Origin of the sequence: Frankia sp. Mgl5 (genome assembly GCF_023242985.1) — a bacterium.
Lineage (GTDB): Bacteria > Actinomycetota > Actinomycetes > Frankiales > Frankiaceae > Parafrankia > Parafrankia soli.
Map to the genome: position 1 here is coordinate 1 of NZ_JALKFY010000625.1, position 26906 is coordinate 26906.

21 protein-coding genes and 1 pseudogene are annotated in these 26906 nt (G+C 72.2%); 17 read left to right on the forward strand and 5 right to left on the reverse strand.

Annotated features, from left to right (window positions below):
- Together MXD62_RS17585 and MXD62_RS17590 are read left to right on the forward strand one after the other, a co-directional pair.
- Nucleotides 1-153: potassium-transporting ATPase subunit C (locus MXD62_RS17585; RefSeq protein WP_248830639.1), on the forward strand; the 153-nt coding region annotated here is incomplete at its 5' end.
- 245 nt (nt 154-398) lie between these two features.
- A pseudogene (locus MXD62_RS17590) lies at nt 399-1847 on the forward strand (MFS transporter); the annotation flags it as partial.
- 66 nt (nt 1848-1913) lie between these two features.
- On the opposite strand, the gene MXD62_RS17595 reads toward MXD62_RS17590, so the two are convergent.
- Nucleotides 1914-3128 (reverse strand): ABC transporter substrate-binding protein, encoded by a 1215-nt coding sequence (locus MXD62_RS17595; protein ID WP_248830640.1) that lies wholly within the window; start codon nt 3126-3128, stop codon nt 1914-1916.
- Between the two features lie 1586 nt (nt 3129-4714).
- Entirely contained in the window at nt 4715-6871 is a 2157-nt protein-coding gene (locus MXD62_RS17600; protein ID WP_285224109.1) for a serine/threonine-protein kinase, read from the reverse strand.
- 184 nt (nt 6872-7055) lie between these two features.
- Between MXD62_RS17600 and MXD62_RS17605 the strand changes: the two genes are divergently transcribed.
- Entirely contained in the window at nt 7056-7850 is a 795-nt protein-coding gene (locus tag MXD62_RS17605; RefSeq protein WP_248830624.1) for a dienelactone hydrolase family protein, read from the forward strand.
- Between the two features lie 57 nt (nt 7851-7907).
- On the opposite strand, the gene lysA is transcribed toward MXD62_RS17605, so the two are convergent.
- A complete protein-coding gene (lysA, locus tag MXD62_RS17610) occupies nt 7908-9221 on the reverse strand; it encodes a diaminopimelate decarboxylase (protein WP_248830625.1) in 1314 nt (437 codons plus the stop codon).
- Nucleotides 9222-9695: 474 nt separating this feature from the next.
- On the opposite strand from lysA, the gene MXD62_RS17615 reads away from it, so the two are divergent.
- The 3 genes from MXD62_RS17615 (at nt 9696) to MXD62_RS17625 (ending at nt 12855) form a co-directional block, all read left to right on the forward strand.
- The gene (locus tag MXD62_RS17615; protein ID WP_308301278.1) at nt 9696-10631 is read left to right on the forward strand and encodes a 5'/3'-nucleotidase SurE; all 936 of its coding nucleotides are present in this window, start codon (nt 9696-9698) and stop codon (nt 10629-10631) included.
- Between the two features lie 140 nt (nt 10632-10771).
- Entirely contained in the window at nt 10772-12175 is a 1404-nt protein-coding gene (locus MXD62_RS17620; protein ID WP_248830627.1) for an esterase-like activity of phytase family protein, read from the forward strand.
- Between the two features lie 449 nt (nt 12176-12624).
- Nucleotides 12625-12855 carry a hypothetical protein gene (locus MXD62_RS17625; RefSeq protein WP_248830628.1) on the forward strand — a complete coding sequence of 77 codons (231 nt, stop codon included), beginning with the start codon at nt 12625-12627 and terminating at the stop codon, nt 12853-12855.
- 344 nt (nt 12856-13199) lie between these two features.
- On the opposite strand, the gene MXD62_RS17630 is transcribed toward MXD62_RS17625, so the two are convergent.
- A complete protein-coding gene (locus MXD62_RS17630) occupies nt 13200-14693 on the reverse strand; it encodes a class I adenylate-forming enzyme family protein (RefSeq protein WP_248830629.1) in 1494 nt (497 codons plus the stop codon).
- A gap of 364 nt (nt 14694-15057) precedes the next feature.
- On the opposite strand from MXD62_RS17630, the gene MXD62_RS17635 reads away from it, so the two are divergent.
- The 11 genes from MXD62_RS17635 (at nt 15058) to MXD62_RS17685 (ending at nt 25751) form a co-directional block, all read left to right on the forward strand.
- Nucleotides 15058-16281 (forward strand): CaiB/BaiF CoA-transferase family protein, encoded by a 1224-nt coding sequence (locus MXD62_RS17635; RefSeq protein ID WP_248830630.1) that lies wholly within the window; start codon nt 15058-15060, stop codon nt 16279-16281.
- The gene (locus MXD62_RS17640) at nt 16278-16802 is read left to right on the forward strand and encodes an OB-fold domain-containing protein (RefSeq protein ID WP_248830631.1); all 525 of its coding nucleotides are present in this window, start codon (nt 16278-16280) and stop codon (nt 16800-16802) included. Before MXD62_RS17635 ends, MXD62_RS17640 begins: the two co-directional genes overlap by 4 nt.
- Entirely contained in the window at nt 16799-18001 is a 1203-nt protein-coding gene (locus MXD62_RS17645) for a thiolase family protein (RefSeq protein WP_248830632.1), read from the forward strand. The genes MXD62_RS17640 and MXD62_RS17645 overlap by 4 nt, the downstream gene beginning before the upstream one ends.
- 140 nt (nt 18002-18141) lie before the next feature.
- The gene (locus tag MXD62_RS17650) at nt 18142-19611 is read left to right on the forward strand and encodes an aldehyde dehydrogenase family protein (RefSeq protein WP_248830633.1); all 1470 of its coding nucleotides are present in this window, start codon (nt 18142-18144) and stop codon (nt 19609-19611) included.
- A gap of 29 nt (nt 19612-19640) precedes the next feature.
- Nucleotides 19641-20849 carry an amidohydrolase family protein gene (locus MXD62_RS17655; protein ID WP_248830634.1) on the forward strand — a complete coding sequence of 403 codons (1209 nt, stop codon included), beginning with the start codon at nt 19641-19643 and terminating at the stop codon, nt 20847-20849.
- A gap of 1 nt (nt 20850) precedes the next feature.
- Complete coding sequence (locus tag MXD62_RS17660; protein ID WP_020458272.1) at nt 20851-21102, forward strand: ferredoxin; 252 nt, start codon at nt 20851-20853, stop codon at nt 21100-21102.
- A gap of 5 nt (nt 21103-21107) precedes the next feature.
- On the forward strand, nt 21108-21887 hold the full coding sequence (locus MXD62_RS17665; RefSeq protein ID WP_248830641.1) for an SDR family NAD(P)-dependent oxidoreductase: 780 nt from the start codon (nt 21108-21110) through the stop codon (nt 21885-21887).
- 4 nt (nt 21888-21891) lie between these two features.
- Entirely contained in the window at nt 21892-23139 is a 1248-nt protein-coding gene (locus MXD62_RS17670) for a cytochrome P450 (protein ID WP_248830635.1), read from the forward strand.
- A 31-nt stretch (nt 23140-23170) separates the two neighbouring features.
- The gene (locus tag MXD62_RS17675) at nt 23171-23605 is read left to right on the forward strand and encodes a nitroreductase family deazaflavin-dependent oxidoreductase (RefSeq protein WP_071060011.1); all 435 of its coding nucleotides are present in this window, start codon (nt 23171-23173) and stop codon (nt 23603-23605) included.
- A gap of 44 nt (nt 23606-23649) precedes the next feature.
- Nucleotides 23650-24717 (forward strand): phosphotransferase family protein, encoded by a 1068-nt coding sequence (locus MXD62_RS17680; protein WP_248830636.1) that lies wholly within the window; start codon nt 23650-23652, stop codon nt 24715-24717.
- On the forward strand, nt 24714-25751 hold the full coding sequence (locus MXD62_RS17685) for an ecdysteroid 22-kinase family protein (protein WP_248830637.1): 1038 nt from the start codon (nt 24714-24716) through the stop codon (nt 25749-25751). Before MXD62_RS17680 ends, MXD62_RS17685 begins: the two co-directional genes overlap by 4 nt.
- A gap of 54 nt (nt 25752-25805) precedes the next feature.
- On the opposite strand, the gene MXD62_RS17690 is transcribed toward MXD62_RS17685, so the two are convergent.
- Nucleotides 25806-26540 carry a TetR/AcrR family transcriptional regulator gene (locus MXD62_RS17690; RefSeq protein ID WP_248830638.1) on the reverse strand — a complete coding sequence of 245 codons (735 nt, stop codon included), beginning with the start codon at nt 26538-26540 and terminating at the stop codon, nt 25806-25808.
- Nucleotides 26541-26906: the final 366 nt, after the last annotated feature.

Sequence of the window (26906 nt, forward strand, 5' to 3'; positions counted from 1 at the left end):
GAGCGCGGCCTGCCCGCCGGCAAGGTCCGTGACCTCGTCAACGAGAACACCACCGGCCGGGCCCTGGGCTTCATCGGCGAGCGCAGCGTCGACGTCCTCGAGCTGAACCTCGATCTCGACGCGCTCGCGCCGGCCGCCGCCGCCCGCAGCTGACGGAACGGTCCGCCGTGCCGGGTCCCCGGTTGCGCAGGGTCCCGGGTTGCGCTGGATCCCCGGTTGCGGTGGGTCCTCCCTTGCGCTGAGTCCGCCGTCACATGCTGGTCCGCGTCCTTGAACCGGAAGGATTTCCTCCGCTTGTGTTAGCTTAACCGGAAGAGATCCTTCCGTTAATGACCTAGGTCGTGCGGCCGGTCGCAGCGGCGCAGGGCCAGGCCGACGCGACCCACGAAGGGCCGAACATGACCGATCTGTCCACGCAGACGAAGCCACGCTCGGCGCAGGCCCGCGCCCGCACCTCACCGGGGCGGGCGCGGGCCGAGCTCGTCGTCGTCGGATTCGGCGCGCTCATGGTGTCCATGTCGCAGTCCCTGCTCGTGCCGGTGCTGCCGACGCTGCCCGCCGAGCTGAACGCCTCGGCCAGCGAGGTCGAGTGGCTGCTGACCTCGACGCTGCTCGTCGCCGCCATCGCGGTGCCGGTGTTCGGCCGGCTGGGTGACATGTTCGGCAAGCGTCGGCTGCTGCTGGTCGCCCTCGCCATGCTCGTCGTCGGCTCGTTGCTCGCCGCCCTGACCGACAACATCGCGCTGCTGATCGTCGGCCGTTCGATGCAGGGCGTGTCGACAGCGGTCATCCCGCTCGGGATCAGCCTGCTCAGCGCGTTGCTGCCGCGCGAGCGCGCCGGTTCGGCCATCGCCCTGATCAGCGCGATGCTCGGGGTGGGAGCCGCGGTGAGCCTGCCGATGGCCGGCCTGCTCGCCGACCACTTCGACTTCCACATCCTGTTCTGGATCACCTTCGCCGGCGGCGCCGTCGCGCTCGCCGGCGTGTTCGCGATCGTGCCCGAGGCGCCCAACCGCCGCGGCGGCCGGATCGACTTCGTGGGGGCCGTGCTGCTGAGCGCGGCGCTGGTGGCGCTGCTGCTCCCGCTCGCCGAGTCCGCCAACTGGGGCTGGGGCTCCGCCCGGGTGATCGGCCTGCTCGCGCTGGCCGTCGTGCTGCTGGTGGCGCTGGGGCTGGCCGAGCTGCGCATCCGCGAGCCGCTGGTGGACATGCGGACCCTGCGCCGGCGCCCGCTCGTCCTGACGAACCTCGCCTCGCTGCTGTTCGGCTTCGCGCTGTTCGCGCTGCTGATCGGGACGTCGTCCTACGTGCAGGCACCCGAGACGAGCGGGTACGGCTTCGGCTCCTCCATGGTCGTCGGCGGCCTCGTCCTGCTGCCCGGCGCCCTGGGGATGCTGTTCCTCGCCCCGGTCTCCGCGCGGCTGGTGGCGATGCGCGGCGCCGGGCAGACCCTCGCCCTGGGCGCGGTCATCGTCGCCATCGGATGGCTGGCACGGATCACCTTCACCGGGTCCATGCCGGAGATCATCGCGGGTACGACGGTGGTCGGCATCGGGACGGGCATCGGCTACGCGGCGATGCCGTCGCTGATCAACGCGCACACCCCGCCGGAGGAGATCGCCGCGGCCAACGGCCTGAACACGCTGTTCCGGGCGATCGGCAGCTCGCTGGCCAGCGCCATCGGCGGGAGCATCCTGGTGGCGGAGACGATGACCGTCGGCGCGGCCGAGCTGCCCTCCCTCACCGGCTACCGGGAGCTGTTCGGCCTGTGCGCCGGGGCCGCGGTGGCGGCGGCGGTCGCCGCGCTGGCGATCCCGCGCCACCGGGCCGCCCCGCGCCCCGCCCCCCCCCCCCCTGCTCGTCGGTCGAGCTCCCGGCTGAACGGCCGGCCGTCCAGCCGGGTGGCCGGTTGGTCAGGAACTGGAGCCGTCGGCGCAGAGCCGTCGGTTGGCCACCTCGAACGCGTTGCCGGTCTGGTCGATCCGGACGAACGCGTTGCACTGCAGCGGCTGGGTGGCGTTCGTGCCGAGGTTCACCGGTTCGATCAGGCCACCGGCGTCGTAGCTGGTCACCTTCCGCAGCCCGCCGATGAAGGCCTCGCGGGTGGGGCAGTCACCGGCGAGCTCGAGCCCGCGCAGGAACAGGTCGGTGTACAGGTAGGCGTACATCGCGAACTGCTGCTCGGGGACGACGGTCTCGGGTGCGAAGCGGGTCATGGCGTCGCGGTAGCGCTGGATGGGGGCGTCACCCACCTCGAACGGCTTGAAGTTCACCCCGAACGAGACCCCGGCGAGGGACGGCCCGAGCTGGTGCAGGACGTTGCGGTCGTACCCGGTGAGCGAGAGGCTGCTGACGATCCGCACGTTGGCGGCGCGGGCGGCCCCCAGCACGTCGGCGAGGTCCTCGGGAGTCGAGAAGCCGACCAGCGCGTCGGCGCCCATGCCGGACAGCCGCTGCGCCACCTGGGCCGGGCTGTCGGTGCTCCGCGCGAAGGAGATGGTGTCGGCCGTCGCGAGCCCGACCCTGCCGAAGGCGGCCTTGTAGCGCTCGACCGCCTGCAGCGTGAAGGCCCCCGATCCGGTGACCAGGAAGGCGACCTTCTTCGCGCCGCTGAGCTGGAGGTACCGCCCGGCGGTCTCGGGCGCGACCTCGTACATGAACGAGAAGAGGTTCGGGTAGTTGGCCCAGGCCGGCTGGATGAGGCCCGAGACGGGGATCTTCTGCGCCGCGAGGCTCTCCACCGAGCCGCTGAGGAACGCCGTGGCCGTCACCAGTCCGAAGACCGAGCGGTCGCGGACGAGCTCCGTGGTGGCACGGGCGTCCTCCGTCGCGGACGAGCCGTCGTCGCGCCACTCGTAGGCGATGCGGCGGCCGTGTACCCCGCCCTCCTGGTTGGCCAGTCCGATCCGCGCGTCGAGACCGGCGCGGGCCGAGGAGAGCGAGCTGCTCCCGGTGCCCGAGTCGGAGTACACGAAGCCGATCTTCACCTGGTCGGGCGTCACGCCGGGGCTGTTGCAGGCGGCCGGTGAATCGCCGCCGCCGCCCGTGCTCGAGCACCCGGTCACGGCGACAGCGAGGGCCGCGACCGCCGCCACGCTGAGCCGTCTTGTCAATCCGCCTAAGCGCACCAGTAACCCCACAGAAGATAAACAGCGACTTGACGGGGAGGCGCGTGGCGGTCCGCCTCCGGCCCGCGCCCAGGTCGACGCTCCCCGTCCAAACCTTCATCGTTTATGAATCGTCTGGATGTTAGCAGGGCAGAGATAGCGGCAGTCGCGGCGGGTCCGCCGTGCCGCGCGATGCTCGGGCCGCCTTGCGCCAAATCGCGGAAGGGGCCGAAAGTACCCTCCAGAAACGGATCTGGTAAGGCGCCGGATTCATGATTTCCGTCACTGCAGGACGGCGTTCTCTCGATTCCTTCCGGGGCACCCGGGCCATGGTGGCCGTCGGGGATGAATCGGATCGGGTCGAATGTGATGGATTCGGCCGATGGTGTTGGCCGCGGGCGTGCTTCCGGGCGCCCCAGGTCGACTGGACGGCGGCCGGCCGGAGCGTGGATCCGGCGGAATCGGGTGGTTTAGCGGGAATCGTGCCGGCGGGCAGTGTCCGTGACGCCTGCCGGTCTGCCTGGCCTGTCCGGCGCGGCCCGTGACGTGTGCTCGCGAAACGTACGCGGGTGAATAGGGGTGCCAGGTGCGGCCGGCGGAAGGCGGTGGGCCGCCCGTGGGTTCGGCGGCGCGCCTCCCTTGGGTGAATGTCCGGCCTGGGAGCTGGGACGTCACCCCCTGTGGTGATTGGGCGGTCGCGGGTGCGCGGCCTGCGCGGAAGCCGGCTCGGGGAGTCGCCGGTCGGCGGGCCCCACGGCTGCCCTGGGCCGCGGGCGGCGCGGCTCGTCGTACTTGCGCCAGGTGCTGGGATTTATGTAGTTAAGCGGCCGTAAATGTCCTATATGTGAGCACGGGTGATGTGTGACCCTGCACACTTCGACGGCTGGCGGGTCGGTGGGCATCTCCTGTGGGTCATCAACGCTGCTGGACGGAACGCGTCCGAGCGGTGGCCGGCCCGATCCTGGTGTCGTCGCCGCAAAGGATCGCCTGACGGTGCGCCGAGCCGGTGTCGGTCTTTCTGTTCCTGGCGGGGAGGGAGCGCCTCTCTCGTGGGTGGAGATCGGTTCTGAGTGCCTTTTGTGGGACGGGCGTCGCCGGCGGATTTCGGGGTATCTGGAACCTGGTTTCATGGAAATATGAAAGCTTTAAGGCAACGGACTCCCTCCGTGGATGATGTTCCTTGTGGCGCGTTTGCGGGTCGACGTTCCCGCTCAAGAGAACGGGGTTTGCAGATTTTGTCCGCCGGAAGTAAATGGCCTGGAAAAGCGATCTGAGGCGGCGTGGCGCCCGTCCGGAGCGGTGCCGCTTGCGATCCCGGCTCCGGGTTTTTACGCGGTAAAGATGATGATTTCTCTCGATTGTGGCTGCGGGCGCGGTAGGCCCGTGGTCGCGGTGCGTCCCGCGGCGGATAACCGGACCGACGGTCCCGTTCCGGGGCGGGCACGGCGAGGGCACCCGACACCGGGGTCGGTGGCCGTGGCCCGCGCCGTCGCCCGCGTGCGCGGACGCCAGTGCGCTCATCGGTGAGACATGTCTCGGTTCCCCGCAGGCGTTGACAGGGGGCGGGATCTTGTCCCAACCGGCCCGGGGTCAGTCGGGGTCGGGGATCAGCAGTTGTTCGCCTGGAGTCGGAGGTCCACCGCCGCGGACGTGCCCTGACTGGTCCCGGGCGCCGGCGACTGCGTGACGACGGTGCCGAGGTTCGCCGCGCCCAGGCACTCGTACAGGTGCGGGATGTTGGTGAACCCGAGCTGCCGCAGCGTGGTCGAGGCGTCGTCCAGCGACATCCCGCGGACGTCCGGCACGGTCGCGCAGTTCTGCGCCTGCAGGTAGAGGTGCACCGGGGCCGTGGGGGCCAGCCGGGCGCCGGCCGCCGGCTCCTGCCGGACCACGTTGCCCGTGTTCGCAGATCCGTAGCAGTCGTACAGGTACGGGATGTTGGAGAAGCCGGCCGCCTTCAGTGCGGAAGAGGCATCGGCGAGAACCATGTTCAGCACCCCCGGCACGGCCACAAGCCCATCACCGGGTGGCTGCTCGGTGACCGCTGATCCACCGGTCGGCTCGTCGCCCTGCCGGGGCGCCGGCTGCTCGCCGGTCGAGGCGGTCGAGGCGGTCGAGCCACCCGCGGCCGCTGACCCGGTCGCCGGTGATCCGGCGGCCTGGACGGGAGCGGCCGGGGCCGGGCCCGCGGTCGCGCCCGGGCCGGTCGCCGCCGGCGCGGACCCGGCCGGGGCGGCCGGCGCGGCCGGCGTGGTGGCCGATGCCGACGAGGCCACGGCCGGCGCGGACGTCCTGATGGCCCGTACCTCGGCGAGTTCCTGGGCCGTGCCGCCCCCGTCCCCGCCCCCGACGGCGTCGGCGAGCGCCCACGACCCGGCGGCGAGGACGACGGCGGTGGCGACGGCGGCAGCGGCCCAGGGCAGCCAGCGTGGCCGGGCCCGCTGCCCGGGCCGCCCGGTTTCCGGGGACGATCCGAGCAGGTCGCCGGCGGTCCCGGCGGTTCCAGCGGTCCCGGCCGCGGCAGCCGCGGCAGCCGCGGTGGTCTCGACATGCGCGGTGGTCTCGACATGCGCGGTGGCCGGGTCGGGGGAGCGTGCCGGCACGGGGGAGAGGTCGCCCGGCAGGGGAGACAACAGGGTCTCGTGCGCGTGGTCTCCCTCGGCGGGCTCCGCCGCATTCCCGGGCTGGCCTTCCAGACGGGCCCCGACTGGTGACAGGGACATCCCGGGCCGTGGTGAGATGACCGTGTCGCCGGGAGCGCCGGGAGCGCCGGAAACGCTGGAAACGCCGGCGGGGTCGGCCTCGTGGGGCTCGTGGGGTCCGGCGGGGGCGGTGTCGGGACGGCGGTCCGCGATCACGGCGCCTGGGCCGCCACCCGGGACGCTGATCATTGTCGCCTCGGGTGCGTCCAGGCCCGCCTCGGCGAGGTTCGCTTCGCCGAGGGCCGCGTCGGTGCCCGCCAGCGCCGCCGCCAGCTCGGCGCGGGCGTGGCTGGCCGTGGCCGGGCGATCGCCGGGGGACTTCGCGAGCAGGCGGGCTATGACGGCCCACAGCGTTCCGGGTAGGGCCTCGAGGGGAGCGGGCGTCTGTTCCAGATGCGCCCGCAGCATGGCGATCGGATGTTCGGCGTTGAACGGCGGCCGGCCGGCCAGCAGCTCGTAGACGACGATCCCGATGCTGTAGAGGTCGGCGGCCGGCGTGGCCCGGGTCCCCTCGGACAACTCCGGGGCCATGTACCTCGGCGTCCCGATCAGCCCGGTGAGCCGGGTCATCGACGGGCCGTGGGCGATCCGCGCGATCCCGAAGTCGGTCAGCATCGCCCGCGGGTGCTCGGGGTCCGTGGTGTCGATCAGGATGTTGTCCGGCTTGATGTCCCGGTGGACCACACCCGTCCGGTGCACGGCGGCGAGCGCGTCCAGCACCTGGCTGACGAGGAGCACGGCCTCCCGCGGCGCCAGCACCTCTCGCGCGCGCAGGTACTTGCGCAGGTCGACACCGTCGACCAGGTCCATCACGATCGCGAGAGTGCCGCCCTCGACGACGAGGTCCCGGACCTTGACCAGGTGCGGGTGGTCGAAGCCCAGCAGGAGCTCACGTTCCCGCAGGAACCGCTCGACGACGTCGCTGTCGTCCGCGAGCTCGGCGCGAAGGATCTTGGCCGCCACCGGCGTGGCGTCAGCCTCGCGCTCGCCCCGCCACACCTCGCCCATGGCGCCGCGACCAAGTGGTGCATGCAGAACGTACTGCGAACCGAGTCGGCGCATCGCCGGCGTACCCCCCCGCCGTAAGCCATGTGGCGGAGAGTGAGTCTAATCCGCCCAGGTCAGCGGATCAGCCGCTCCGGATCAGGCGGCCGGGAAGGTCGAGGCGAGCCAGCGGTGCCAGCCCGGCTCGTCGCGTTCGGCGACGGCGGCGCGCCATCCGTGGTGCGTTCGCCATGATGTCGCCATGACGCTGGAGACGGTCCGCCTGCGCCTCGGCCGCGGCGGGAACGAGGTCGGGAACGAGGTCGGGAACGGGGTCGGGAACGAGGACCGGGGCTGCGCGGACGCCCCTGGCGGCACCGTTCCGGTGAGCGTCGCGGCGCCCGCTTCGGCAGTGTCGCCGCGTGGCGGGGTCATCGTCATCCCCGACGCGCGCGGAATCACGAACTATGTGCTCTCGGTGTGCGAGCAGCTGTGCGCCGAAGGCTGGCTCGCGCTGACGCCGCACCTCTACCACCGGGACGGCCTGACCGAGGTGCCGGTGGCCGAGGGTTCGTCGAAGATGCTGACGCTGACCGCGGCCGGCATCGCCGCCGACGTGGACGCCTGTCTGGAACACCTGGCCACGGTGGGGCTCCCGCCGTCCCGGGCCGCGATCATCGGGTTCTGCATGGGCGGCACGGCGGCGTTCCTCACCTCCGTGCGGCACCGCCTCGGCGCCGCGGTCTCCTTCTACGGCGGCGCGGTCAGCACCCCGTACTGGACGGGCGCCCCGCCGCTGCTGGACGTCGCGGACCAGCTGCGCACGCCGTGGCTGGGGCTGTACGGGGAGAACGACACCTGGGTCACGCTGGACGAGATCCGGTCGCTGCGCGCCGCTGCCGCACGGGCGCCGGTGCCGACCGAGCTGATCAGCTATCCAGGCGCCCAGCACGCCTTCCACACACCCGAGCGGCCCTCCACCCACGACCCGGTGGCCGCCCGCGACGCATGGGCCCGGATGCTCCGCTGGCTGGAAACCCACGTAGCCACGACCTGAGCCACGCCGCCCGGCGCCCTGCCGGGGGTGCCGGGCGGTGGGGTCAGAGCGGTGGCGTCAGAGTGGTGGGGTCAGGCCGTCGAGGAGCTCGAGGGCGACGAGGTCGTCGTAGGTCTCGCGGCGGCGGATGAGATCCGCCCGGCCGCCGCGGACGAGAACCTCGGCCGGCCGGAGCTGGCTGTTGTAGTTACTCGTCATAGTCATTCCGTAGGCACCCGCACTGAAGATCGCGATGAGATCCCCGGAAACCATCGCCGGCAGGGCCCGGCCTTTTGCCAGATAGTCGCTCGACTCGCAGATCGGGCCGACCACGTCGTAGTCGACGAGGTCATCGATCGACTGCTGGTCCCGTGAGCGGGGAACGGTGCCGTTCACCGGAGTCACCGGCCACATGAAGTGGTAGCTGTCGTACATCGCAGCGCGGACTATATGGGTCATCCCGGCGTCGATCACGACGAGCTCGCGGTCGCCCGCGCGCTTGCGGTAACGGACGGTGGCGAGCAGGATGCCGGCGTTGGCCGCGATCGTCCGGCCCGGTTCGAAGACGACCTGCCCGCCGCGGTCGACGAAGCCCTGCAGCCGGGGGCAGATCGCCTCCGCGAAGTCGTCCCAGCCCGGGGCGCTGCCCTCGGCGTACTCGGCGGGGAAGCCGCCGCCCACGTTGAGGGTGGTGACGCTGTGCCCGTCGGCCTCGAGCCCGGCGGTGAGTGCCAGGATGCGGTCGAGCGCCGTCGCGTAGACCCCCGGGTCGAAGATGGGGCTGCCGATGTGCACGTGGAAGCCCTCGGCGCGCAGGAACTCGTCGGTGGAGGCGGCCCGGAACAGCGCCGCGGCCCGTTCGATGTCGACCCCGAACTTGGCGCCGCGGATGGCGGTGGTGGTCCGGGCGGGGGTGCGCATGTCCGGCGCGATGTCGGGGTTCACCCGGATCGCCAGGCGCGGCCGGCGGTCCTCCTCGCGCGCGACGCGCGCCAGCAGCTCGACCTCGGCCTCGGACTCGACGTTGATGCAGCGGATGTCGTGGCGGACCGCGGCGCGCAGCTCGTCGACGGACTTGCCCACCCCGGCCAGCACGATCCGCTCCGGGTCGACCCCGGCGACCAGCGCGCGGTGCAGCTCGCCGCCACTCACCGTGTCGATGCCGGCGCCCTGCCCGGCGAGCAGCCGGAGCAGGTGAACATTGCTCAGCGCTTTCGCGGAGAAACAGATGAGCGGGTTGATCGACTCGAACGCCTTCGCGAACCGCACATAGTGATCGACGAGGGTCGCCGCAGAGTAGACATAGGTCGGTGTACCGAATTTTTCGGCCACCTCGCGTAGCGCTGTCTGCTCACACCACAACGTGCCGTCGCGATAGGAGAACTCGTCCATCTGCATCCTCACCGTGATAGCCAGCGCCAGCCTGCCCGGCCCTTATCACCGGTCTCGGCGGCAAAGGCTCATTGAAGGCTACGGTACAGACCGCTCGCTTCCCCCCTGTGGATCTGCCGGTAGTGCCTGTGGACCTTCCGGCAGCGCTCCGCGGGCTCCGGTGTGCCGCCGTCGATCCGGCGGTGGGTGGGCCGACGGCTGTCCGCCGCCGGCCCGTCGCCGGGCGTGGGACGCCCGGCGCGGGAGGCCGGGCATCGGGGTCGGCTGCGCGACCGGCGCGTTCCCAAGGTCGAACTCGTGCTGAACGTGAGTTTTCCGGCGTTCGCCCGCTGTGCGAACAGTTCGTGACGCTGGCCCGGGTGCTTCCCCGGTGGGAGCGAAACGCCCTGGTAGGGCGATATGAAGAGGCGCGTGCAGTCCACGGGCGGCAGGTCCGGGGACTCCGGACGGCGCAGGGGAGATCTCGTGGGGCAAGTGGGACGTTCGGATCGCCGTCGGCGGACTGCTCGGGCGTCGGCCGCGCTCCTCGCCGCGGTCGCCGTGGTTCTCACTGCGGCCGGCTGCGGTGGCGGCGGCGACGCGGGCGACGCGGCGCCGGCCGCCGGCACGGCCCCGGGGACGGCCCCCGGCACCACCGCGAGCGCTCCGGCGCCGCTCGACGTCCTGGTGACCAACGACGACGGCGTCGCGGCGGCCGGTATCGACGCGGTCGTCCGCGGGCTGCGTGACCTGCCCGGCGTGACGGTGACCGTCGTCGCGCCGGCGGCGAACCAGTCCGGCACCGGTGGGAAGACGACCATGCCCACCCCGACGCACCGCGACGCGGCCACCGCCAGCGGGATCACGGCGACCGCCGTCGACGGCTTCCCGGCGGACGCCGTCACGGTGGCGCTGGACGTCCTGCGGCTCACCCCGGACCTGGTTGTCTCCGGCATCAACCAGGGCCAGAACCTGGGTCCGGTGGTCGACCTCTCCGGCACCGTCGGCGCGGCCAGGGCGGCCGCGTCCCGTGGGGTCCCGGCGATCGCGTCGAGCATGGGGACGGGTGACGCCTTCGACTTCGCCCCCGCCGCCAAGCTGGTCACCGACTGGGTGACCGCGCACCGGGCGGAGCTGTCGGCCGGCGCGCCCTCGAGCGGCCCGCGGGCCACCATCGCCAACCTGAACATCCCGAACTGCGTGGCCGGCGGCCGCATCCGCGGTGAGCGTGAGCTGCCGACCCAGCCGGCGCTGCCGGACCTGGCCGTCGCGCTGGCCCCGCAGGACTGCACGTCGAGCGCGGAGCCGGGCGGGGAGGTCGCCGCGTTCACGGCGGGCTTCGCGACGCTCACCGAGATCCCGGCCAGCCCGGCCACCCCGGCCGCGGTCGTGACCGCGGCCCCGGCGGGGCCGTCGCCCGCCGCGAAGTAGTCCCGCCGACAAGCGGGCCCGCCGCAAACCGGCAGGTCACCGGCCAGCCGGGATTCATCGGAGGGCCATTGCGGCCACCTGACGTCCGATTCCGGCCGCGTGGGCGGCTGGAACTCCACAACAGAGCAGAAGGGGTACCGATGTCGGGTACTGGGGGGAAGACCGCGGCGCGCAGAGCGACCCGCGTGTCGGCGGTCGTGGGTTCGGCGGTCATGGGCATCGCGCTGGCGGTGCCGTTCGCGGTCGCCGTCGGACCGGCGGCGTCGGCGGCGGCACCGGCGGTGTCCGCGGGCGGGGACGAGGCCGGGGGGGCCGGATCGACCGTGCCGACGGTGCTGTCCACCGCGACGCTGCCCGACAGCCCGTTGGCCGACTTCTCCAACGGGCTGATCCGGGGATCGGTCGACACCGACCGCGGGGTCGACCTCGGCGGGATCGGCAGCGACCTGTTCCCGGCCGGCCGCCCGAACGAGTTCTGGACGGTCACCGACCGGGGCCCGAACGGGCAGATCAAGATCGACGGCAAGAACCGGCGGACCTTCCCGGTGCCCGGCTTCGACCCGGCCATCCTGCGGGTCCGGGCCGACGGCTCGACGATCAAGGTGCTGGACGCGCTGCCGATCACCACCGCGCACGGCAGGCCGGTCACCGGGCTGTCGAACATCAACGGCTTCGACGAGACCCCGTACACCTGGGACGCCCAGACCCCGCTCCCGTTCAACCCGAACGGTCTGGACACCGAGGGGCTGATCCGCACCCGGTCCGGCGAGTTCTGGCTGGTGGACGAGTACAGTCCGTCGCTGCTGCGGGTGAGCGCGCGCGGCCAGGTCCTGGCCCGCTACATCCCCGCCGGTGTCAGCCTGACCGGGGCTGACTACCCGGTCGTCGCCTCGCTGCCGGGCGTCCTCGGCGCGCGCAAGATCAACCGCGGCTTCGAGGGCATCGCGCTGGCTCCGGACGGGCGCACGCTGTACCTCGCAGTGCAGAGCCCGCTGCAGCTGCCCGACGCCGACACCGGCAACGCCTCCCGCAACGTGCGGATCTTCCGGTTCGACACCGCCAGCCGCGAGGTGACCGGCGAGTACGTCTACCGCTTCGAGGACGTAGTCACCTTCGACCCGGACGCCGACGGTGACCCGTCCGAGATGAAGATCTCCTCGCTCGCCGCCGTGGACGGGAACACTCTGCTGGTCAACGAGCGGACCGACGCCGTCTCCCGGCTCTACAGCGTCGACCTGCGCCGGGCGACGAACATCCTCGGCAGCCGGTGGGACCGCACGGCGACCGCTCCGTCCCTCGAGTCACTGGCCGACCCGGCGAAGGCTGGCGTCACCGTGTTGCCGAAGCGTCTCGCTGTCGATCTCGAAGGCGTTGCGGGCATGCCGGACAAAATTGAGGGCATCGCGATCGTTGATCGACGGACGATCGCCGTCGCGAACGACAACGACTTCGGGCTCGGATCGTTCAACGAGGCCGGCCAGCTCGTGGATTCGGGTGTCGAGAGCAAGATTCTCCAGCTGCGGCTGAACCGACCGCTCGGCTGATTCCAGGCCTCGCCCGAGGCCCCGTTTCCGGGCCTGCTCCCAGCTCCGACCCGTTCGTCGCCCGTCGGTAGGTGGTCCTCGGCCGTAACACGCCGGCTACCTTTCATGCCCGACTGGCAGACGCTCCACTCGCTCCCACGGAAGCCTCTACGGTTCCACTATCCCAGTCGGGGGCGGGCGGCGACGAGGTCGGCGGCTCCTGGCGCCCCGCCCGTCGGCACACCTGCCCTGTGTGTCGTCGTGAATGCGGTAGATCCAGTACAGCGCAGGCCATCTAGCGAAACGGAGCGGTCATCGATGGGTGGAGAAGACGGCACCGTCTGCCCCCGGACAGGCGCGGCCACCATGTCTGCGGCCGGCTCGGCCGAGGTCCTCGCATCAACGCGATCCCAACGAGAGGTGGCCGGCACTCTCCCGGGCTTCTCCGCTCGCCGCGGGTCCCGCGAATCATGAGCGGCCGGCACAGCGCCCGGCGCCGGGCCGTCCGACGTCCCCACGTGCGCCGCGTCGACCGGGCCTACCGCGTCTACCGGGCCCACGTCGCCGACCGGGCGTATCTCGCCGAGCGCGCGGACGTCGCCGACCGCAGATCGGCGTTCCTCGCCACCACCGCGAGCCTGGCCGTGATCGTCGCCGCCTTCGGAATGCTGGGCCTGATGGCCCTCGGTACCGCGGCGTGACCGGCCCCCTGTCCGCGGGCCGGTGCGCCGGCGGCGTCGCGCCGCGGCGGCTGGAACGACCCAGGGAATCTCCCCGCCCGCGCCCGCGAATCCGGGCGAGCGTGCCGCTTACCCGCGGCTGCCTGATGCCGTCGGGGGTTCCCGCCCGACGCCGCGGGGGTGGCGCCCGCGAGATCTGACCGTACTGCCCGCGATCCGGCGGGACGATGATCCGCTTAGTGCGGATCATCGTCCCGCCGGGTGAGCGGCTCAGGTTTTGGCGGGCAACTCGACCTCGTCCGGGAGGAGATCCGCGGCGTTCTTCGCCGCGATGCTCCGCACGGCTGCGGCTGCGGGTGCGGGTCTCAGCGGGCGGCGCCGGTGTTCGCGGTGGGGACGGCTTCGTCGCGGGCGGCCACCATCGCGCCGCGGTTGACCTTCGTCGCCTCGCTGCGGGGGATGGCGTCCACCAGCTCGACCGTCTTGGGGACCTTGTAAGGGGCGAGCCGGCTCTTCGCGTAGCTGATGATCTCGCTCGCGCTGGGCGGCTCGGCGTGGTCGGCCGGTTCGATCACGGCGTGGACCCGGCGGCCCCACTCGGGGTCGCGCAGGCCGATGACCACGACGTCGGCGATCTTCGGATGGTCGATGAGGGCGGCCTCGACCTCGGCGGGGAAGACGTTGGCGCCACCGCTGATGATCATGTCGACGCGGCGGTCCACCAGGTGGAGGTAGCCGTTGCCGTCGAGGTAACCGAGGTCGCCGGCGCTCTGGAAACCGTCCGCGGTCCGGTGCAGCTTCGGGGCGGCGCCGAGATAGTGGGAGCTGGTGTCGGAGCCCGGTGTCCGCAGGTAGATCTCGCCGATCTCGCCGGTGGGCAGCTCCTGGTCGTCGGCGTCGAGGATGCGCACCTCGGTTCCCCGGATCCCGCGGCCCACGCTGCCCTGGTGCTCCATCCACTCGTCGCCGCGCAGCGCGGTGAGGCCGAGGCCCTCGGTCATGCCGTAGACCATGTGGATCTTCTCGGCGCCGACCAGGCCGGCCCAGCGGTGCACCAGCGACGGCGGCATCGGCGCCGCGCCCTGTGTGAACCACCGGATGCTCGACAGGTCACGCCCGTCCACGCCGGGCAGGTCGGCGATGCGCTGCAGCATCGTCGGCGTGGCGGTGAAGGTGGTGATCCGGTGCCGCTCGATGACGTCGACGACGCGGGCCGCGTCGAACTTCTCCATCACCACCAGGTGGTCGCCGCCGAGCAGGTTGTAGAGCGTGGTCAGCCCGTTGGCGTGGTACATCGGGGCCAGCACGAGCACGGTCTGCGGGCGCGGTACGGGGCCCCAGCTCTCAGCGAGCGGCGTGGCCATCCGCGCGACGTAGACGGACTGCCGGTCACTCACGATGACCTTGGGTGTGCCGGTGGAGCCGCTGCTGCAGATGCCGTGGATCTGCGGCGAGGTCGCGTCGGGCAGGTCGGGCACGTCGAGGCACTCGGTCGAGTCGATCCACGCGAGGTCCTCGCCGCCGAGATAGACCCGGGGTTCGATGACCTCCTTGAGCCGGCCCAGCTCCCACTCCGGCACGTCCCAGCGCACCGGTATCGGCACCGCGCCGAGCTTCCACGCCGCGAACACGGCCAGGACGAACTGCGGCGAGTTGCGCAGCCCGAGCCCGAGGTGCTCGCCGAAGCCCAGGCCGCGCTCGGCCAGCGCACCGGCGAGCTGGCTGGAGCGCCGGTCGAGCTCGCGCCAGGTGAAGGCGGGCTCCCCGCCGTCGAGCGCGATGTGGCGCAGGGCCAGATCGTCGGGGCGCTCGGCGGCTAACTGCCGGATGCGCCGAGCACTGCTGACCTGTTCTTCCACGGAATGCTCCTCTGACCGGTCCTGGCAGCGGCGTGTCACGGGGGGACGTCGGTGGGACGTCGGATGGGGAGAAGCCCCCGGCGCGTTCGCCGGCCCGGGGCATGGCGGCGCGCTGAGAGAGTTCAGCTGGTTCACGCGGGGGTTCGGAGCGTCGCACGGAGATCGCCGGGGGCCGCTCGGGGCGCCGGGCCATGGCTGTCTCAGGCACGGCATTTGGTGGGTGAATGCATGCTTGCAACCCAGATGTGCGAAGTCAACCTCTAGTTTTCCGACACCGATGGACTTCCCAAAGACGAGAGTGTCGTTCTACAGTGACGCCGGACACGGTGGCGACGGAGCCGACGCGACGGAGATGGGGTGGCCGATGGAGGACAGCGCTTCGGAGGGCGCGTTCAAGGGCGTGCGGGTCGTCGAGCTCGCCCAGTGGGTCTTCGTGCCCGTGGCCGGCGCGCTCCTGGCTGACTGGGGCGCGGACGTCATCAGGGTCGAGCGCCCGGAGGGCGACCCGTACCGGGCGCTGGCGACCCAGGGGATCGGGACCGACGGCGGCGGGGTGAACCTCTCGGTCGCCCTGGCCAACCGGGGCAAGCGCTCGGTCGCGCTCGACCTGCGCGGCGAGCAGGGCAAGGCGATCCTCCACAAGATGCTGGAGACGGCGGACGTCTTCCTCACCAACTTCCGGCCGGGCGCGCTGCGCCGGCTGGGGCTCGACGCCGACGAGCTCACCCGCCGGTACCCCCGGCTGGTCTACGCCCGCGGGCACGGCTTCGGCGCCCGCGGGCCCGACGCCGACCATCCCGGCTACGACTCCTCGGCGTTCTGGGCCCGCGGCGGGATGGGGTACACGCTGACCCCCGAGGAGCGGGAGTACCCGATCAGCCAGCGGGGCGCGATGGGCGACCGCAACGGCGCGATGGCGCTGGCCTTCGGGATCGCCGCCGCCCTGCTGGGGCGCACCCGCACAGGCAGGGGCACCGTCGTCGACGTCTCCCTGCTCGCGACGGCCATGTGGACGCTGTCCTCCGACCTCCTCGTCGCGCTGACCGGGCAGGCCCCGCGCATCTCCAGCGGCCCCGGTGACGGCCCGAACCCGCTCGTGGGCGCCTACCGGACGAAGGACGGCCGGCACATCCAGCTGGTGTTCCTGGAGTCCGACCGCTACTGGGCGCCGTTCTGCGAGCTGATCGGGCGCGGTGACCTCGTCGCCGACCCGCGGTTCGCCGACCTGCGGGCCCGCGGCGAGAACCGGGTCGCCTGCCGGGCCGAGCTCGAGGCGGCGTTCGCGACCCGGACCTTCGAGGAGTGGAAGGACCTGCTCGCGGGCATCGACGCGCCGTGGGCCCCGGTGCAGTCCGTCCTGGAGCTGGTCGACGACCCGCAGGTGGTGGCGAACGGCTACGTCGGCGAGGTGCGGCTCGACGGCGGCGGCTCCTACCGATTACCAACTGTCCCCGTCCAGTTCGACTCCCAGCCTCCCGTGCCCCGGCGGGCTCCCGAGCACGGCGAGCACACCGAGTCCGTGCTGCTCGAGCTCGGCTACACCTGGGAAGAGATAGCCGCCCTCACCGAGGCCGGAGCGATCCCGTGACGGCCGGCCCCGCGGCGGCGTCCGCACCGGCCGGCCCGGCGGGAGGGTCCAGCCCGGCCGCTCCGGCGGCGGCGCCCACGCGGCCGGTCCCGGAGCCGGACGAGCGTTCCGCGCCGTACTGGGCGGCCGCGGCGCGGCACGTCCTCACCGTCGCCCGCTGCGCCCGCTGCTCCACCTACGTCGTGCCGCCGGACCACACCTGCCCGCACTGCGGCAGCACCGACCCGGGCTTCGCCTTCGAGCCGGTGAGCGGCAACGGGACCGTCCGTTCCTGGACCGTGGTCCGTCAGTCGTTCCTGCCCGGCTTCCGCGGCGAGGTGCCCTTCCTGCTCGTCGACGTCGAGCTCGCCGAACAGCCTGAGCTGCGCGTCATCGGCCGGCTCCTGGACGGCCCCGACGCGGCGCTGCGCATCGGCGCCCCGGTGGCGGTGGCCTTCGAGGACGTCGCCGACGGCGTCTCCGTCCCCGCCTTCACCCTGGCCGAGTCGAGCGCCACTGGCCCCGGCGAGGTGCGGTCGTGAGCGCGCGGCCGGGCTCCAAGGGCCAGGTGGCGATCGTCGGCTACGCGCACAGCGACGTCACCCGGCACGCGGGACGTCCACTCGGCGCGCTCGCCGTCGACACGGCACGTGCGGCGATCGCCGACGCCGGTCTCACCGCCGGGCAGGTCGACGGGTTCGTCACCTCGGCGCTGTTCCCGACCTCCGGAGCGCACGCGGCCGAGGACGGGGTCAGCCTGGTCTCCGCTGACTGGCTGGCCCAGCGTCTAGGCGGCGAGCCGCGGTACGTGGCCGGCTTCCAGGGCATCGGCCAGATCCCCGGCTCGGTGGCGCTGGCGGTGAACGCCGTGGTGAGCGGCGCCGCCGACTACGTCGTGATGCACCGCGCGCTGCACAACCCGAAGGGGAGCTACCACACCAACCCGATGCGGACCGCCGGCGGCGCGCAGCAGTGGACGGTGCCGCAGGGCTTCTTCGGCCCCCTGTCGATGATCGCGCTGCCCTACAACGAGTACCTCCAGCGTTACGGTGCCAGCCGGGAGGCGATGGCGGCCGTGGTCGCCGAGGCGCGCAGGAACGGCGCGCGCATCCCGTGGTCGTACTGGCACGACCGGCCGCTGACGACCGAGGAGTACCTGGCCGCGCCGCTGCTGAGCGACCCGATCTGCCGCTACGACTGCGACATCCCGGTCGACGGCGTCGCCGCCTTCGTCTTCACCTCGGCCGAGCGGGCCCGTGACCTGCCGCACCGCCCGGTGTACGTCGCCGGCCAGGCCTCCTCGGCGCCGCCGCGGCGCCGGCTGCCGCTGCACTGGCCGCTCGACGACATCATGGCCAGCGGCACCGCGCTGGTGAAGCGACTGTGGGAACAGTCCGGGGTGAGCCCGGCGGAGGTGGACCTGCCCCAGGTCTACGACGGCTTCTCGCCGTTCGTCTACTTCTGGCTCGAGATCCTCGGCCTGTGCCCGGTCGGCGAGGCGCACCGCTTCGTGCAGGACGGCGGGATCGACAGCGATCGCCCCGGCGGGCTGCCGGTGCTCTCCGGCGGCGGGGCGCTGGGCAACGGGCGGATGCACGGCATCCCGCAGATGCTCGAGTGCTACCTGCAGCTCGCCGGCCGGGCCGGGGAGCGCCAGCGCGAACGGGCGACCGTCGGGGTCGCCTGCGCGTCCTCACCGCACTACGGCGGCGCGGTCGTCTACACCACGGCGCCGCGCTGACCCCGGCCCGCTGTCCCCGGCCTACTGACCCGGCCACTCGACCCGGCCCGCTGATCCGGCCCCGCCGACCCCGGCCGCCGTACCTGAACCAGTCACCCGACGCCCCGCGTGGGCATGCGCACCGAGAAGGGAACGAGCCCGTGGCAGCGATCATCGCGGAGCGCCGCTCGTACGTGGCCGGCACCTGGGTCGAGGGCGACGAGGTCTTCGCCGTCGAGAACCCGGCCGACGAGACCTCGGTGGCCGACCTGCCGGCCACCCCCCTGAGCGAGATCGAGCGCGCGATCACCGAGGCCCGGCGCTCCTTCGACGAGGGCGTGTGGGCGGAACGCCCGCCGGCCGAGCGGGCGAAGGCGCTGGGCGCGTTCCTCGACTACTTCCAGTCCGCGCGGGCCGAGCTCGTCGCCACCATGGTCGCCGAGGCGGGCCAGCCCACCGGGTTCGCCGAGCGGGCGCAGTTCGGTGCCGGCCTCGGCCTGGCCCGCGGCACCATCGACCTCTACCTTTCGATGTCGCACGAGGAGGCCAACCCGGTACCGCTGGACGACCTCGTCCGGGCCGGGGCGAGCCTGAGCTTCCGCCGGCACGAGCCCGTCGGCGTCGTCACCGCGATCACCCCCTACAACGGGGCGATCATCATGGCGATGCAGAAGATCATCCCGGCGCTGATGGCCGGGAACTCGGTGATCCTGCGGCCCAGTCCGCTCACCCCGCTGTCGTCGCTGGTCTTCGGCGCGGCGGCGGAGGCGGCCGGGCTGCCGCCCGGCGTGCTCAGCGTGGTGGTGGAGGGCGGCGCCGCCGGCGCCGAGCTGCTGACCACCCACCGGGCCGTCGACATGGTCTCGTTCACCGGCTCGACCGTGGTCGGCCGGCAGATCCTCGCCCAGGCGGCCCCGACGGTGAAGCGGGTCGCCCTCGAGCTGGGCGGCAAGTCGGCCCAGATCTACCTGCCCGACGCCGTCGGGAAGGCCACCGCCGGGGCGGTCGCGGTCGTCGCCGCCACCGCCGGCCAGGCGTGCGTCGCCGCCACCCGGATGCTGGTGCCGCGCGAGCGCAAGGACGAGGTCCTCGACGCGGTGTCCCGCGCCTACGGCACCCTCACGGTCGGCCCGCCCGCCGACCCGTCCGCGAAGCTCGGGCCGGTGATCAGCGCCGGCCAGCGCGAGCGGTGCGAGCGCTTCGTCCGGCTGGCGGAGGAGAACGGCGGGAAGGTCGTCACCGGCGGCGGGCGGCCGGCCGGGCTGGAGCGCGGCTACTACTTCGAGCCGACCGTGCTCGACCTGCCCGACAACGCCAACCCGGCGGCCCAGGAGGAGATCTTCGGGCCGGTGATCAGCGTCCTGGGCTACCGGGATCTCGACGACGCCGTGCGGATCGCCAACGACAGCGACTACGGGCTGTCCGGCCAGGTCTACGGCGCCGACGTCGCCGCGGCGGTGGGCGTCGCCCGCCGGCTGCGAACGGGAGCGGTCAACGTCAACACCGCCGTGTTCAGCGCCTACGCGCCGGGCGGCGGCTACAAGCACAGCGGCCTCGGCCGCGAGCGCGGGCCGGACGGCATCCGCGCCTTCCAGGAAGTCAAGCACCTCGCCATCGGCGAGCTCCGCTGAGCCCGCCCCCGGACCGGAGGGAAACACTGATGACGTCATCACAGTCGCTGGACTGGCTGATCTCGGTCGACGACCACGTCCTGGAGCCGCCGAACCTGTGGACCGACCGGCTCCCGGCCAAGGACCACGACCGGGCTCCCCACATGGTGATCGACGACACGGGAATGGACTGCTGGGTCTACGACGGCAAGCGTTTCCCGAGCTCCGGGCTGAGCGCCGTCGCCGGGAAGGAGAAGGAGGAGTTCAGCCCCGAGCCCCTCTCCTACGCCGACATGCGGCCCGGTTGCTACGACCCACAGGCCCGCCTGGAGGACATGAACCGGGCCGGCATCCTGGCCTCGCTGTGCTTCCCGACGGTGACCCGGTTCTGCGGGCAGATGTTCTCCGAGGCGAGCGACCGCGAGTTCGGCCTGGTGTGCCTGAAGATCTACAACGACTGGATGATCGAGGAGTGGTGCGGCAGCGCTCCCGGCCGCTACATCCCGCTCACCCTCATCCCGCTGTGGGACCCGCAGCTCGCGGTGAAGGAGCTCGAGCGCTGCGCGGCGAAGGGGTCCACCACCTTCGCCTTCTCGGAGAACCCGGCCCCGCTGGGCCTGCCGACCATCCACGACCGCGACGGGTACTGGGAGCCGGTGATGGCTGCCGCGAACGACCTGGAGATGGTCGCGTCGATGCACGTCGGCTCCTCGTCGCAGGTGCCGAAGATCGCCCCCGACGCGCCGTTCATGGCGAACCTGACCTGGGGCGCGATGCGTACCTCGGGCGCGATGCTCTCCTGGCTGTTCAGCGGGATGTTCCAGCGGTACCCGAAGCTGAAGATCGCGCTCTCCGAGGGCGAGATCGGCTGGATGCCGTACTACCTGGAGCGCGCCGAGCAGGTGATCGACAAGCAGCGCCACTGGGTCAAGCGTGGTGTCCGCTTCAACGAGCACGCCGGGGCGGACGCCCTCGACCTGGACACCCTCGACATCCGCGCCAGCTTCCGTGAGCACGTGTTCGGCTGCTTCATCGACGACGCGCACGGCATCGCCAGCATCGACGAGATCGGCGAGGACAACATCATGTGCGAGACGGACTACCCGCACTCCGACTCGACCTGGCCGAACTGCATCGACGTCGTGAAGAACCGGATCGGCCACCTGTCGGAGGAGGTCCAGTACAAGATCCTGCGCGGCAACGCCGAGCGGCTGTACCGGTTCACGCCGGCCGAGCCGCCTGTGCTCGCGAAGGCCTGACATGGCAGGGCGGGCACCGCTCGCGGTCGTCGACCGCGAGCGGTGCATCGGCAGCGGCATGTGTGTGGACTACGCGCCGGGCACCTTCACCCAGGACGAGCAGGCCAAGGCGGTCGTCCTCGCCGAGGCCGACGACCCGGCCGACGTGGTGGGCATCGCCGTCGAGTCGTGCCCGACCGGCGCGCTGCGCCTGGCGCACGACGCGGGCCTGGCGCAGAACACAGGCCTGGCGCAGGACGGAACAGGAGCGTGACGAGCATGATGCTCGACGGCAAGATCGCCGTGGTGATGGGTGCCGGCTCAGGGGTCGGCCGCGCCTCGGCACTGCGGTTCGCGCAGGAGGGCGCCCGGGTGCTGTGCGCCGACATCCGGCCCGAGGGGATCAAGGAGACGGTGGCCGCGATCGAGGCGGCCGGCGGCACCGCGGCGGCAGCCGAGTGCGACGTCTCGAAGGAGGCCGACGTGGCCGCCGCGATCGGGGCCGCCGTGGCGCAGTTCGGCCGGATCGACATCGTCTTCAACAACGTCGGCGTCCCGACCCCGCGGCTGGGCGCGAAGCTGGAGGACCACACCGCCGAGGATTTCCAGCGGCTGGTCGCGGTCAACTTCGGGGGCGTCTTCAACGGCTGCAAGCAGGCCGTCCTGCAGTTCAAGCGGCAGGGCGGCGGCGGGGCCATCCTCAACACCGGGTCGGTCGCCGGGCTCGTCGCCTGGGGCGGCTCCGTCTACGGCGCCACCAAGGGCGCGGTGCACCAGCTGACCCGCGCGGTGGCCATCGAGGGCGCGCCGTTCGGTATCCGGGCGAACGCGATCTGCCCGGCCGGGATGCCGCACACCAACTTCATGGCCGCCGGCGGGCTCACCATCTCGGGGGACGCCCGGGAGAAGATGGTGGAGAACGTCGGGGCCACCCATCCGCTCGGCCGCCCGATCACGGCCGAGGACTGCGCCGAGGCCGCCGTCTACCTGGTGTCCGACCGGGCGCTCAACATCACCGGTGTGCTGCTGCCGGTCGACGGCGGATACGTGGCCAGGTGATTCGATGAGTACCACCGCCGCTCTCGACCGCGAGCGGGTCCGGCAGCTGTTCGACCTGCGCAGCAGCTACAACGTGCACATGGGCGGCGGCTACCGGCAGGACCCGTACCCGGTCTGGCACCGGCTGCGCGAGCAGGCCCCGGTGCATCCGGGAATCGTCCACGAGCTGACCGGCTTCGACGGCCCGGCGATGTTCTCCGGTCTGCCGTACCCCGACCGCCCGCACTTCTCCGCCTTCAGCTACGCCGCCTGCGACGCGGCCTACCGCGATCCCGACGTGTTCGCGTCGGCGGCCGGGCCGGTGGATCCCAACAACGGCCCGTACGGCGCGACGAACAGCATGCTGTCAATGGGCGGGAAGCAGCACCGCCGGTACCGCGGGCTCGTACAGCCCTCGTTCGTGCCGGGCAAGGCGAAATGGTGGATCAGCAACTGGATCGAGGAGACCGTCGACCTGCTCATCGACGGGTTCGTCGACGCGGGCCGCGCCGAGCTGAACGTGGACTTCTGCGCGGCCATCCCGGTGCTCACGATCACCAGCAGCTTCGGTGTGCCCGTCGACCAGGCGCTCGACATCCGCGCCGCGCTGACCAGGCCCGACGAGATCGTGCGGATGCTCGAGCCGATCGTCGCCGCCCGGCGTGCGGACCCACGGGACGACCTGATCAGCATCCTCGTGCAGGCCGAGATGACCGACGAGAGCGGGGTCACCCACCGGCTCACCGACGCCGAGATCTACTCCTTCTCGGTGCTGCTGCTGACCGCCGGCTCCGGCACCACCTGGAAGCAGATGGGCATCACGCTCACCGCGCTGCTGCAGCACCCCGAGGCGCTGGCCGCGGTACGCGCCGACCGCTCGCTGCTCCGGCTGGCGATCGAGGAGTCGCTGCGGTGGTCGCCCACCGACCCGATGTTCTCCCGCTGGGTGACCGAGGATGTCGACTTCTTCGGCGTGCACATGCCGGCCGGGTCGGTGCTGCACCTGTGCATCGGCGCGGCCAACCGCGACCCGGCCCGCTGGGACCGCCCGGACGAGTACGACATCACCCGCGCCCTGCGGCCGTCCTTCGCCTTCGGTGGGGGCGCCCACGTCTGCCTGGGCATGCATGTCGCCCGCGCCGAGATGCGGGTCGGGATCGGGGCGCTGCTCGACCGGCTCCCCGACCTGCGCCTCGACCCCGACCGCGAGGCACCCCGCTTCATCGGCATGTACGAGCGAGGCGCGACCGAGATCCCCGTCGTCTTCGGGTGACCCCGAGACCTCGGGGGTGAGGAGACATCCCATGAGCGAGACCGGTTACACCGCCCCGGACCTGAGTCTGCGCGGGGCCGAGCACATCGCGCGTTACCGGGAGACCGACGGCGAGGTCGGCTACCTCTGGAACGGCGTGCCGACCCTGCTGCTGACCACGGTCGGCCGGCAGTCCGGCGAGAAGCGCACCTCCGCCCTGATCTTCGCGCGGGACGGGGACGACTACCTCGTCGTGGCGTCCACCGGCGGAGCGCCGAAACACCCGGCCTGGTACTGGAACCTGACGGCGCATCCCGAGGCCGAGATCCAGGTCCGTGGCCTGCACCTGCCGGTGGTGGGCCGGACGGCGTCCGAGGACGAGAAGCCCCGGCTCTGGAAGATCGTGACCGCGAGCTGGCCCAACTACGACGTGTACCAGACCCGCACGGACCGGGTCATCCCGGTCGTCGTCCTCACCCCGTCCTGAGAAGCCGGCCTGCTGCCGCGATCGCGATGAAAGGAGCAGTACGGATGAGCGTCGCACCGGTCTTCTCCAAGGGCCGCGACCTCGACGCCACGGTCGAGGTCCTGCGCCCGTGGCTCGCGGCCCGATTAGGCGTCGACGACGTCACGCTGGGCGAGCTGACCTATCCGACCGGGGCCGGGGTCTCCAACGAGACGATCCTGCTCGAAGCCCGCTCGGCGGGCCGCGTCGACGACCTGGTCCTGCGGATCGGGCCCAGGCCCGAACACCAGATGTTCCTCGACCCCCGGTTCCGGATGCAGTACGACCTGCTGGTCGCCCTGCGCCGCAACGGCTCGGTGCGCGTCCCGGAGACGCTGTGGTTCGAGGACGACGCCGCGCTGCTCGGGCAGCCGTTCTTCGTGATGCGCCGGATGCGCGGCCGGGTGCCGGTCAGCATGCCGGTCTACAACAAGACGGGGTGGCTGACGGAGGCGACACCCGCCCAGCGGCGGACCCTGTGGGAGAGCGCGATGCGCCAGTTCGCCGCCATCCACGTGATGCCTGTGGACGAGGTGGGCTTCGTCGACCTCGCCGAGCTGGGCAGCACCGGCCCCGAGCAGCAGCTCACCTACTGGAACCGCTTCGCGGCGTGGGCGCTCGAGGACGAGGTGCCCGATGCCGTGCGCACCCTGTTCGAGTGGCTGGCCGCGAACCGGCCCGCCGAGCCCGTGCCGGGCCTGTCCTGGGGCGACGCCCGGATCGGCAACATGATGTTCGGCGACGACTTCGAGGTCGTCGGCGTCATGGACTGGGAGCAGGCGTCGCTGGCCGGCCCGATGGCCGATCTCGGCTGGTGGCTGCACTTCGACGAGATCCACAGCTCCTTCCAGGGCGTGGGGCGCCTCGACGGCCTCGGCACCCGGCAGGAGACCATCGACCTCTGGGAGGAGCTGACCGGCCGGCGGGTCGAGAACCTGCTCTGGCACGAGGTCTTCGCCTGCGTCAAAACGGCCCTGCTCGGCCTGCACACCCGTCGGTCGATGCGGCTCCCGCTGGCGGGCAGGTCGGAGCGCGGCCCCTACCTGGAACGCGCCTACCGCCTGCTCGACCTCGACCCGGAGGAACTGTCATGAGCATCCCGGGCGGCCCCGCGCCATGGGACGAGGAGGTCGTGCGATCGCCCGAGTGGCTCACCGCGGTACTGGGTGAGTCGTGGCCCGGGGCGGTCGTCACCGGCACGACGGTGACGCAGCGGCTGCAGACCGTCGCGACGAAGGTGCGCTTCCAGGTCGGGTACGCGCAGGCGGTCGACGGCGCGCCGGCGGCGCTGTGCGCCAAGGGGTACTTCAATCCCGCCGTGCGCGGGCGAGGCACCCGCGTCGAGGCCGACTTCTACCGGCAGTGGGCCTCCACCCTGCCGGTGCGGACCCCGCCGTGCGTGCACGCCGCGGTCGACGAGGAGACGAACCACGCGCTCGTCCTGATGGAGGACCTGGTCGAGGCCGGCGCCACCTTCCTCGACCCGCTCGTGGGTTACAACGCCGAACAGGCCACCGGCACGCTCGACCAGCTCGCCTCGCTGCACGCGGCGACGTGGGAGGACAAGGGCGAGCTGACGGCCGCGTTCCCGCCCCGGCTCGCGTCGCTCGCCCGGGTCCTGACGCCCGAGCAGCTCCAGACCCAGCTCGACGACGGCCGGGTGCCGGCGGTGCCGGATGACGTCCGCCGCGCGGACCGGCTGCTGGCGGCGATGGGCAGACTGGCCGGGATCAGCGACCAGCCGCGCTGTCTCGTCCACGGAGACCTGCACACCGGCAACGTCTACGAGCTGGCCGACGGTTCCCCGGGGCTCATCGACTGGCAGGTCGCCCAGCACGGCGTGTGGGCGTTGGACGTCGGCTACCACCTGGCGGCGGTCCTGGATCCCGATGAGCGGGCCCGCTCGGAACGCGACCTGCTCGACCACTACCTCGGCCGGCTGGCCGCCCACGGCGTCACCCCGCCCGCGCGCGACGACGCCTGGTGGGCGTACCGGGCACATCTGCCCTACGGCTTCTACCTGTGGGCGATCACCCGAGCGGTGGACCGCCCGATCGTCGAGCACCTGACCGGACGACTCGGCCTCGCTGTGGCCCACCACGGAAGCCTGGACCTACTCGGAGTCTGACCGCCGATCCGATCCGGGCCCAGGCGGGCTCGGGTCGGGCTGTGGGTCTGGCGCCTACCGCGCGGCCTGAGGCAGCGGTTGCTTCCGTGCGGACGGGGGAGCCTGCTGCGGCAGGACCGTGGGGTCGGCCCGCTGGACCTTGACCCGGGGGCCTGCCGGCTTTGTCTCGGCCTGGGCGTCGGTCGGCTGGGGGCCGTCGGGCTGCTCCTGCTCCGGGCTGCCGCCGAGGGCTGCCAGGCAGAAGGACCACAGGTAGTCGCCGATCGACTCGGCCGTCTCGTCCGTTCTGGCGAACGCGTAGTGGTGGTAGACGGAGGTCACCAGCCGGGCGACCACCGTGGCGTCGCGCTCGATGTGCCGCGGGGTGAGCAGGCCGGCCTCCTGCGCCGCGGTCAGCTCGCGGGCGACCAGGTCGGCGAACGGCCGGGTCGCGTGCGCCAGCTCCTCCGGGTACAGCTGGTGCAGGCGCCAGTGCTCGGCGGGGATGAACCGGGCCCCGGCACCCTCCCAGCCCGGCGCGTTCAGCGACGACACCGCGGACCGCACGTAGTGGCGCAGCCGGGCGACCGGGTCCGGCAGGTGCTGCGCGGACGCCTCGTAGCGCGCGGTCTGGTTGGCGATGATGTCCTCGATGACGGCCAGCAGCAGCTGATCCTTGCCGGTGAAATGCCGGTAGAAGGTCTGCGTCGCGATGCCGGCTTCCTTCACGAGCTCCTGCGTCGTGAAGCGGGCGCCGTTGACCAGGATGAGTCGCTCGGCGGCCTCGACGATGACCTTCGCCTGCCGCATGCTGCGCGATCTCGAACGCTGGACCGACGGTGAGCGGTCGGCGGCGCGTTCGGCCCAGGACACCCTCCGACGTTACCAGCGTCGGCGTCCACACCGTTCGTCCCCGAGGGATCTCCGTGCGCACCGCACCTGTATTCCCGCCCGCCCGGTCCGCCCCCGTCGCGACCGGACCGCACCCGGAGCGCGACCGACCACGACCGGGCCGGATTCGGGACCGTGGTGGCGCAGGTCACGCCGGTATTCGTCGTTTGTGCGGGCTTGGCCGGGTGACCGAGATGCGTAGCGCGCAGGCCCTGTCCTTCAGGTCGGGGTCAGCGCATCGACGACAGCGTGACAGGCGTGCCTGCTATGCTGTCACCTGTGGGG